At 67.2% G+C, this 9,826-nt stretch carries 9 protein-coding genes; 8 read left to right on the top strand and 1 reads right to left on the bottom strand.

The window, feature by feature from the left end:
• A partial coding sequence (locus WBB14_RS20560) for an MmgE/PrpD family protein (protein WP_424241479.1) occupies window positions 1-1,257 on the top strand: 1,257 nt, incomplete at its 5' end.
• A 38-nt stretch (window positions 1,258-1,295) separates the two neighbouring features.
• Here the strand turns inward: WBB14_RS20560 and WBB14_RS20555 are convergent.
• The gene (locus tag WBB14_RS20555) at window positions 1,296-1,895 is read right to left on the bottom strand and encodes a nitroreductase family protein (RefSeq protein ID WP_424241478.1); all 600 of its coding nucleotides are present in this window, start codon (window positions 1,893-1,895) and stop codon (window positions 1,296-1,298) included.
• 317 nt (window positions 1,896-2,212) lie between these two features.
• Between WBB14_RS20555 and WBB14_RS20550 the strand changes: the two genes are divergently transcribed.
• The 7 genes from WBB14_RS20550 to WBB14_RS20520 all read left to right on the top strand — a co-directional run.
• Window positions 2,213-3,349: an NAD(P)/FAD-dependent oxidoreductase gene (locus WBB14_RS20550; protein WP_424241477.1), complete on the top strand. Its 1,137-nt coding sequence runs from the start codon at window positions 2,213-2,215 to the stop codon at window positions 3,347-3,349.
• A gap of 28 nt (window positions 3,350-3,377) precedes the next feature.
• Entirely contained in the window at window positions 3,378-3,794 is a 417-nt protein-coding gene (locus WBB14_RS20545) for a RidA family protein (protein ID WP_424241476.1), read from the top strand.
• A gap of 124 nt (window positions 3,795-3,918) precedes the next feature.
• Complete coding sequence (locus WBB14_RS20540; protein ID WP_424241475.1) at window positions 3,919-5,364, top strand: M81 family metallopeptidase; 1,446 nt, start codon at window positions 3,919-3,921, stop codon at window positions 5,362-5,364.
• 53 nt (window positions 5,365-5,417) lie between these two features.
• Window positions 5,418-6,989 (top strand): ABC transporter substrate-binding protein, encoded by a 1,572-nt coding sequence (locus WBB14_RS20535; protein ID WP_424241474.1) that lies wholly within the window; start codon window positions 5,418-5,420, stop codon window positions 6,987-6,989.
• Window positions 6,990-7,040: 51 nt separating this feature from the next.
• Window positions 7,041-7,976 carry an ABC transporter permease gene (locus tag WBB14_RS20530; protein WP_013391996.1) on the top strand — a complete coding sequence of 312 codons (936 nt, stop codon included), beginning with the start codon at window positions 7,041-7,043 and terminating at the stop codon, window positions 7,974-7,976.
• A gap of 13 nt (window positions 7,977-7,989) precedes the next feature.
• A complete protein-coding gene (locus WBB14_RS20525; RefSeq protein WP_424241473.1) occupies window positions 7,990-8,865 on the top strand; it encodes an ABC transporter permease in 876 nt (291 codons plus the stop codon).
• Window positions 8,866-8,873: 8 nt separating this feature from the next.
• Window positions 8,874-9,826 (top strand): ABC transporter ATP-binding protein (locus WBB14_RS20520; RefSeq protein WP_424241472.1); only part of this gene is annotated, 953 nt, incomplete at its 3' end.

Genomic DNA, 9,826 nt, shown 5'->3' with positions numbered 1-9,826 from the left:
GCCTGGACCGGCGCCGCGGCGCTCGCCGCCGCCACACCCCAGGCAGCCATGCTGCAACGAGGCTATGCCTTGCCGCATCCGACAGCGCCGGGACCGGACGATAGCTGGAGCCGCCTGCTGCATGACGCGTCGCTGGGCTGCATGCATGAGCTGGACGACTTCCACCGCGGCGCGCTGGTGCATCCCGGCCCGATCGTCATTCCCGCCGCCCTGCATACCGCAAGGCAAGTCGGCGCCACCGGCGCCGACGTCCTGGTTGCTGTCCTGCGTGGGTATGAGGCAATGATCCGGATCGGCGAATCCGTGGGCAGGGGCCACTACGAACATTGGCACAACACCTCGACCTGCGGCACGGCCGGCGCGGCGGCGGCTGCCGCCAGCCTGCTGGAACTGGATGCCGCGCGGACCGCCCACGCGCTGGCGCTGGCGCTCACGCAGTCTTCCGGCCTGTGGCAGGTCCGCCTGGACCCATGCGACGCCAAGCCGTGGCACGCCGCCCGCGCCGCACAAACAGGGGTTCAGGCGGCGCTGCTGGCCCGCGCGGGAATCCGCGGCCCGGCGCGAGTACTGGAAGGAGAAAAGGGGTTCTATGCCGCGATGTGTTCCGATCCGCTTCCCGACCGGATAAGCGCTCACGCAGAGGGTCCTTGGAAAATCCACCAGACCACTTTCAAGCCCTGGGCGTCGTGCCGCCATACCCATCCGGTCATCGATGCCGCCCTGACGCTGCGCGAAGGCTGGCAAGCGCGAGAGGGCTGGCAACAGCTTCCGCTGGACAACATTCTTGCGATCCGGCTGGAAACCTATGCCGACGCCATCGCCTTCTGCGATCGCGCCAGGCCGGCCACCGATCTGGAAGCCCGCTTCAGCCTGCATCACGCCGTTGCCGTAACGCTGTCCAAGGGCGCTCCCGGCGTCGACGACTTCTGCTCCGAAGCCGTCGCGAATCCAGCCTGCATGCGCTTGCGCGCCATCACGAGCGCGCACTCGTCCGACGCCTACTCAGCAAGGTATCCAGGCCATTTCGGCGCCGCGGTTGCAGTGACGCTCAAGAATGGCCGGACGTTGCGGCACGCAGTGCCAGACGCGCTCGGCGACCCGGAGCGGCCCCTGACGCCAGCCCAGGTGCTGGAGCTGGCGCTGCGCCTGATGACGACAGCCGGCTGGGAACCTGGCCGGGCTGGCCGGCGCCTGGCGGAAATCATGGAGCTGGACGTACAAAAGCCCGCGTTCCTGTTGCGGAACGCGGGCTTTTAAGCTGGCTTGGCCTCGGACGCCCCAGGCCTCCGGCTAACTCAGCCGATCACGCGGAAACGCTCGGCGTCGTCCATGAACGCCTTTTCGCCAAAGCCGTTTTCGTTGGAACCGAACGGCATCTGCGCGCGCAGCTTCCAGTAGGCCGGAATGTTCCATTCGGCCGCGACCGGGACGTCGATCAGCGGGTTGTAGTGCTGCAGGCTGGCGCCCACGCCGGCGCTGGCCAGGGCGCTCCAGACCGACAGCTGGGCCATGCCGCCCGCCTGTTCGGACCAGACCGGGAAGTTGTCCGCGTACAGCGCGAATTTTTCCTGCAAACCCTGCACCACGCCTTGGTCTTCGTAGAACAGCACGGTGCCCACGCCCGCGGCGAAGCTCTTGAGCTTGGCTTCGGTCTGGCCAAAGCTCTCGGCCGGCACGACCTTGCGCACCTGTTCGATGGCGATGTTCCAGAGCTTTTCGCTCTCGGCGCCGAACAGGATCACGGCGCGCGAGCTTTGCGAATTGAACGACGAAGGGCTGTGCTTGATCGCGTCCTGGATCACGGAGGCCAGTTCCTCCTTGGAGATCGACAGGTTGCGGCCCAGCGAATACTGCGTACGACGCTGCTTGAGGGCGTCCAGATAAGCGTTGCTCATGACGATGTGACCTTCCGATGAGTAGATAGGGGAAAACGCATGAGGAATTCTAGCGACCGGCGATTGTTCCGAATATGCATAAGAGCCAAAAAAAACAGTATCCAGCGGAACAAACCGTTCTGCCCATGAAGCCAATCAGCCCGAACAAGACCCAAGCCATCCCAATTCAAGGAACCTGCATGGACGTGACCCAAGGGCACGCGGCTGATCTGAGCGCCTGAGTTCCTCTATCGGGGCTTTCCCCTATTACTTGTCTGCCGCCAAAAAACTATCGTATTCGAGAATTATCAAATAAGAGAATTCTCGCTTCCGACAAAATGACAGCAGAACCCCTATACGATTACGCCGTGATCGGCGCCGGCATCGCCGGCGCTTCCGTGGCCTACCGCCTGAGCGCCACGGCCTCGGTCGCCGTGTTGGAACGCGAGGCCCAGCCGGGCTACCACTCCACCGGCCGGTCCGCGGCCATGTTCATGGAAACCTATGGCACGGCCCAGATCAAGGCGCTCACGCGCGCCAGCCGCGCCTTCTACGAAAACCCGCCGCAGGGCTTCAGCGAGCATCCGCTGCTCAGCCCGCGCGGCGTGCTGTACATCGCCACGCCCGAACAGCAGGACCTGCTGCGCGAGGTGTACGACGATTTCCGCAGCCAATCGCCCAATGTGACGCTGATCGACGCCGCACAGGCCGTCGAGCGCGTGCCCTGTCTGCGCGGCGAGCAGATCTGCGGCGCCATCGAAGAGCCCGACGCCCGCGACATCGACGTGCACGCCCTGCACCAGGGCTTTCTGCGCGGCATGGCGCGCCAGGGCGCGGCGCTGCACAACAATGCCGAGGTCGTGTCGGCCGCGCACGCGGACGGCGTCTGGACCCTGGCATTGGCCGACGGTCGCAGCCTGCGGGCGCGGGCGCTGGTAAATGCCGCCGGCGCCTGGGCGGATCACGCCGCGGCCTTGTGCGGCGCCGCGCCGGTCGGCCTGCAGCCGTGCCGGCGCACCGCCTTCACGTTCTCCGGTCCGCAGGATGTGGACTTTGCCCATTGGCCCGCTGTAGTCGGGGTCGACGAAAGCTATTACTTCAAGCCCGACGCCGGCCAATTGCTGGGCTCGCCGGCCAATGCCGATCCGGTCGCCGCGCACGACGTGGTGCCGGAAGAGCTGGACGTGGCCACCGGCATCTATCGCATCGAAACCGCCACCTCGCTCACCATCCGCCGCCCCAAGCACACCTGGGCCGGCCTGCGCTCCTTCGTGCGCGACGGCGATTTCGTGGTCGGCTGGGATGCCGAAGTTCCTTCCTTCTTTTGGCTGGCGGCGCAAGGCGGCTATGGTATCCAGACAGCCGCGGCGACCTCCGAACTGGCCGCCGCGCTGCTCACGCGCCAGCCGCTGCCCGCCCATCTGCATGCGCACGGCGTGGATGCCGAGGCCGTGCGGCCCGCGCGCCTGCGCTGAACCTTCCCCTTGCCTGCGAGAGTCCATCATGACCACCATAGCCCGTTACCCCAGTTCCCTGCCCCTGCCGTTCTCCCGCGCCACCCAGGCCGGCGGCTTCCTGTTCCTGTCCGGCCAGATCCCGATGGACGCCAACGGCCAGGTCGTGCGCGGCGACATCACCGTCCAGACCCATGCCGCCATCGAGCGCATCAAGGAAACGCTGGCCCTGGCCGGCGCCACGCTCAAGGACGTGGTGCGCGTCACGGTGTGGCTGACGGACCTGGAACTGTTCGCACAGTTCAACGACGCCTACCGCAGCCATTTTTCCTCCGACTTCCCCTCGCGCTCGACGGTCGAGGCCAAGCTGGCCATGGGCGTGGACGTGGAAATCGAAGTGCAGGCCTGGCTGGGCGCGGCAGCAGGCCGCGGCGGCTATACGCCGGGCCCCGTGTCCGAAGCCTGAGCCCGCAACGCGGGCCGGTTCGATTGCTTGACACCGCCAGGCCCATGCCGGGCGGTGCGGCCTTTCCCTCGCGCTCGCGGCAACGCCTGCGCCCCCTGAGCACATCCTTACGCGGAGCGGCAGCATGAAAATATTTTCCGGGTCCCTGGCGACCGAGACGAACACCTTCTCTCCCATCCCGACCGGGCTGTCCGCCTATCGGGCGCGCGGCTACTACCCCGCAGGCCAACATCCGGACCGCATGCAGATGTTCTCGGGGCCGCTGTGGGCGGCGCGCCAGCGCGCCCAGGGCAAGGACTGGACCCTGATAGAAGGCCTGACCGCGGGCGCGACGCCGGCAGGCATCACCACCCGCCACGCCTATGAAACCCTGCGCGACGAACTGCTGGACGATTTGCGTCGCGCGGGCAAGGTCGACATCGCCCTGTTCGGCCTGCACGGCGCCATGGTGGCCGACGGCTACGACGATTGCGAAGGCGACCTGCTGCGCCGCGCACGCGAGATCGTGGGCCCCGACGCCGTGATCGGCGCCGAGCTGGATCCGCATTGCCACATGACGGCGGACATGGTGGAGAGCGCCGACTTCCTGGTCTGCTTCAAGGAATATCCGCACACCGACATCCTGGAACGCGCCTACGACCTGGTGGACCTGTGCGTGGCCCGCGCCGAAGGCCGCATCAAGCCCGCGCGCGCCGTGTACGACTGCGAGATGATCTCCATCATGCACACCAGCCGCGAACCCATGCGCGGCTTCGTCGACCGCCTGCTCGCCATGGAAGGCAAGGAAGGCGTGCTGTCGGTGTCCATCGCGCATGGCTTCCCCTGGGGCGACACGCCCGACATGGGCTCCAAGGTGCTGGTCTATACCGACGGCGACCAGGCCCAGGCCGACGCCCTGGCGCGCGCGCTGGGCGAAGAAATCATCGGCTTTCGCGACCAGTTGGCGCCGCCCTATCCCGGCGCCGACGCGGCGCTGGACCAGGCGCTGGCGCTGAACGACTTCCCGGTGGTGCTGGCGGACTCCGCCGACAACGCCGGCGGCGGCGCCCCCAGCGACGCCACCTTCATTCTGGAACGCGTGCTGGCGCGCGGTATCAGCGACGTCGCAACCGGCCCGTTCTGGGACCCGGTGGTCGTGCAGCTCTGTTTCGAGGCGGGCGCAGGCGCGCGCATCCAGCTGCGCATCGGCGGCAAGGTCGCGCCGGTGTCCGGCCAGCCGCTGGACCTGGACTGCGAAATCCTGGCGCTCAAGCGCGATGCCGTCATGACTGGACTGGCCGGCACGCCCGCGCTGCTGGGCGACACCGCCATCGTGCGCAGCCAGGGCGTGACCATCGCGCTGACCTCCAACCGCACCCAGGCCATGGGCACCGACCTGTTCACGCAGTTCGGCGTGGACCTTCAGGCCATGAAACTCGTCATCGTGAAATCGTCGCAGCACTTCTACGCCTCGTACTCGAAGATCGGCCGCCACGTCATCTACGTGGAGACGCCGGGCGCCATCACAACCGACTACAACGCGCTGCCTTATACCAAGCGCAAATTGCCGAAGTGGCCGTTCACGGCCTGAGGCGCGACCCATCACCGCCCGGCATGGGCGCAGGAAAAAACTAGGGGATAACAATGATCAGACGTTTCAGTTTGCTGGGCGCAGCCGCCCTGCTGGCCATGGGCGCCGCCACCGGCGCGCTGGCGCAGAGCAAGACCCTGCGCCTGGTGCCGCACGCGGACCTCAAGACGCTGGACCCGCTGTTCAACACGGCCTACATCACGCGCAACCATGGCTACATGGTGTTCGACACCCTGTTCTCGCAGGACAGCAAGGGCCAGGTCAAGCCACAGATGGTGGACAGCTGGACCGCGTCCGAAGACGGCAAGACCTGGACCTTCACCTTGCGCCCTGGCCTGAAGTTCAACGACGGCACGCCGGTCAAGGCCGAGGACTGCGTGGCGTCGATCCAGCGCTGGGCCAAGAAGGACACGCTGGGCCAGGCCATGATGGCCGCCGGCGCCGAACTCGCCGCGACCGGCGACAACACCTTCACGCTGACGCTCAAGGAGCCTTTCGGCCTGGTGCTGGACGCCTTGTCCAAGCCGTCCGGCATGCCGCCCTTCATCATGCCCAAGCGCCTGGCCATGACGGACCCCAACACCCAGGTGACCGAAATGGTCGGCTCGGGGCCCTTCCTGTTCAAGCGCGACGAATGGGTGCCGGGCAACAAGGTCGTGTACGTGAAGAACCCGGCCTACGTGCCGCGCGCCGAACCGGCCGACGGCCTGGCCGGCGGCAAGAACGTCAAGGTGGACCGGATCGAATGGGTGTACATCCCCGACGGCAACACGGCCACCGCCGCCCTGATGAACGGCGAGGTCGACATGATCGAACAGACCACGCCCGACTTCCTGCCCGTCCTGGAAACCAACAAGGACATCACCCTGAACACGTCCGTCGCGACGCAGGGCATGGTCATCCTCAACGCGCTGCATCCGCCCTTCGATAACCAGCTCGCCCGCCAGGCGCTGTACCACCTGGTGAACCAGAAGGAAATGCTGGCGGCCATGGGCTACCCGGAGAAATACCGAGTCGACTATTGCCCCAGCCTCTTCGTCTGCGGCTCGCCCCTGGCCAGCGACGCCGGCGCGGCGCCCTATGCCAAGACCGATCCGGCGCGCGCCAAGCAATTGCTGCAGGAAGCCGGCTACAAGGGCGAGAAGGTCGTGGTCCTGTACCCCACGGACCACTTGAGCGCCCCCGCCGTGATGGTGCTGACGCAGAACATGAAAAAGGCCGGCATCAACGTCGACCTGCAATCCATGGACTGGGCGTCGCTGGCCGGACGCCGCCTGAAGAAGGATCCGCCCGCGCAAGGCGGCTGGAACGTCTTCCTGACCTGGGGCGGCTATTACGACGCCAGCACGCCGGTGACCAATCCCTGGATGTCCGCCGCTTGCGGCAACAGCCTGCCGGGCTGGCCCTGCGACAAGGAGCTCGATGCGCTGCGCACCAGCTGGATCCGCGAAACCGACACCGCCAGGCGCAAGGACATCGCCGCGCAGATGCAGGCGCGCGCCTACCAGAGCGTGCCGTACGTCATGTGGGGCGAGTTCAAGCCTGTGTCCGCGTTCCGCGGCCTCACGCACACCGAGCTGCTGAAGACCGGCATCCCGGTGATGTGGAACATCGAGAAGCCGTAAGGCAGGGGCCGGGCGCGCTTGCGCCCGGCCGCAAGCCGGGGGAAAACCAGCGTGAAATACATACTGCGCCGCATCGCGGCCGTCATTCCTGTCATGGCCGTGGTCGCGGTCGTGGTGTTCCTGCTGATCCATCTGTCGCCGGGCGACCCGGCCGCGGTGATCGCGGGCGACAACGCCACCGCCGACGACGTGGAGAAGATCCGCCAGAACCTGGGCCTGGACAAGCCGCTGCTGCAGCAGTTCGGCATCTGGGTCAGCCACATCGCCACCGGCGACCTGGGCACCTCCATGTCGACGCAGATGCCGGTTTCGCAGCTGATCGGCCAGCGCATGGGACCGACCCTGTCCATCGCCATCTTCACCATGCTGTTCGCGGTGATCGTGGCGATTCCGCTGGGCGTGCTGGCAGCCTGGCACGCGGGACGCTGGCTGGACCGATTGGTCATGATAGGCGCGGTCTGCGCGTTCTCGGTGCCGGTGTTCCTGATCGGCTACAGCCTGGTCTATGGCTTTTCGATCAAGCTGGGCTGGCTGCCGGTGCAGGGCTACAAGCCGCTGGCGGACGGCGTGGTGCCCTATCTGCGCCACCTGGTGCTGCCCTGCCTGTCCCTGGGCCTGGTCTACATGGCGCTGCTCACGCGCATGACTCGCGCCACCATGCTGGAAGCCCTGTCCGAGGACTACATCCGCACCGCCCGCGCCAAGGGCCTCGCGGCCGGCCCCATCGTGTGGCATGCGCTGAAGAACGCCGCCAATCCCATCGTCACGACCATCGGCGTGGGCGTGGCCCTGCTGATCGGCGGCGTGGTGGTCACGGAAACCGTATTCGCGATTCCAGGCCTGGGCCGGCTCACCATCGACGCGGTGCTGCGCCATGACTATCCCGTCATCCAGGGCGTGCTGCTGGTGGCCTCGGGCATCTACGTACTGATCAACCTGCTGGTCGACCTGAGCTACCGGCTCTTCGATCCGCGCATCCGCTATTGAACGGGGGCAACGCATGACTACCACCACCCTGTCCCTGCCCGCGCGGCGTCCGCGCCACCGACGCCTCCTGCGCTCGCTGCGCCGCCATCCCATGCTGTATATCGGCGGCGCCATCCTGCTGGCGCTGGCCGCGATCGCGCTGGCCGCGCCCTGGCTGGCCACCGTCGACCCGCAGGACATCAACCCGCTGGCGCGCATGAAGCCGCCCTCGTCGGAGCACTTCTTCGGCACCGACGCCCTGGGCCGCGACGTCTATTCGCGCACCGTCTGGGGCGCCCGCGTCTCGCTGATTGTCGGCGTCGTGGTGGCGGTGGTCGCCACCGTGGGCGGCGTGGCCCTGGGCATGGCGGCCGGCTACTTCCGCCGCCTGGACGCCTTCATCATGCGCATCATGGACGGCTTGATGGCCATACCCGGCGTGCTGCTGGCCATCGCCCTGATGGCCACCCTGAAGGGCGGCCTGGGCACCGTGATCATTGCCATCGTCATCCCCGAAGTGCCGCGCGTGGTGCGGCTGGTGCGGGCGCTGGTGCTGACGATACGCGAACAGCCCTACATCGAGGCCGCCATTTCGTCCGGCACCCGCGTGCCCGCGATCCTGCTGCGCCACATCCTGCCCAACCTGTTCGCCCCGCTGATGGTGCAGGCCACCTTCATCGCGGCCTCCGCCATCCTGACCGAAGCCGTGCTGAGCTTCCTGGGCGTGGGCATACCGCCGCAGATCCCCAGCTGGGGCAACATCATGGCCGAAGGCCGCAACTTCGTTGCCGTGGCCTTCCACATCATCCTGTATCCGGGCCTGTTCCTGGGCGTGGCCGTCCTGGCCGTCAATCTGGTGGGCGACGGGCTGCGCGACATGCTCGACCCCCGCCTGGCCAAAAAGCTGTAGGAGCGCACATGCAAACCCAACCCGTCTTGCGCGTGCGCGACCTCACCACCTGTTTCGATGGCGACGAGACCACGGTGGTCGCCGTCGACCACCTATCCTTCGACCTGATGCCCGGCGAAACCCTGGGCCTGGTGGGCGAATCCGGCTGCGGCAAGAGCGTCACGTCGCTGTCCATCATGCGCCTGCTGCGCGCCCCCGGCCGCGTGGCGGAGGGCAGCATCGAGTTCGACGGCCGCGACCTGCTGGCGCTGCCCGAGAAGGCCATGCGCGCGATCCGCGGCAACCAGATCTCGATGATCTTCCAGGAGCCCATGACCTCGCTGAACCCCGTGTTCACGGTGGGCAAGCAGATCAGCGAATCCCTCATGTTGCACCAGGGCCTGTCGCGGCGCGACGCCATGGCGCAGGCCGAATCGCTGCTGGAGCTGGTGCAGATATCCGACCCCGCGCGCCGCGTTCGCGAGTATCCCTACCAGCTGTCCGGCGGCATGCGCCAGCGCGCCATGATCGCCATGGCGCTGGCATGCCAGCCCAAGGTCCTGATCGCCGACGAGCCCACCACCGCGCTGGACGTCACCATCCAGGCGCAGATCCTGCACCTGCTGCGGGAAATCCAGGCCCGGCTGGGCACATCCATCGTGCTGATCACCCACGACCTGGGCGTGGTGGCGCAGATGTGCCAGCGCGTCATCGTGATGTACGCCGGCCGCAAGGTCGAAGAAGGCAGCGTCGACGACATCCTGGACCGCGCCCGGCATCCCTATACCCAGGCGCTGATCCGCTCCCTGCCGGACTTCGCCCAAGGCCAGGACCATACGGCAAGGCTGGCCGAATTGCCCGGCATCGTGCCGGTGATGACGCCCGAATCGCGCGGCTGCGCCTTCGCGGCACGCTGCCCGGAGGCACAGCCGCGCTGCGCCGAGCAGGCTCCGCCCGCCGCCGACGCCGGCAGCCACCACCG

Source organism: Achromobacter sp. (assembly GCF_049647645.1).
In the GTDB taxonomy this organism is placed as follows: domain Bacteria; phylum Pseudomonadota; class Gammaproteobacteria; order Burkholderiales; family Burkholderiaceae_B; genus Achromobacter.
Note: the sequence above shows the minus strand (reverse complement) of the source record. Positions and strands in the feature narration are given on the sequence as shown.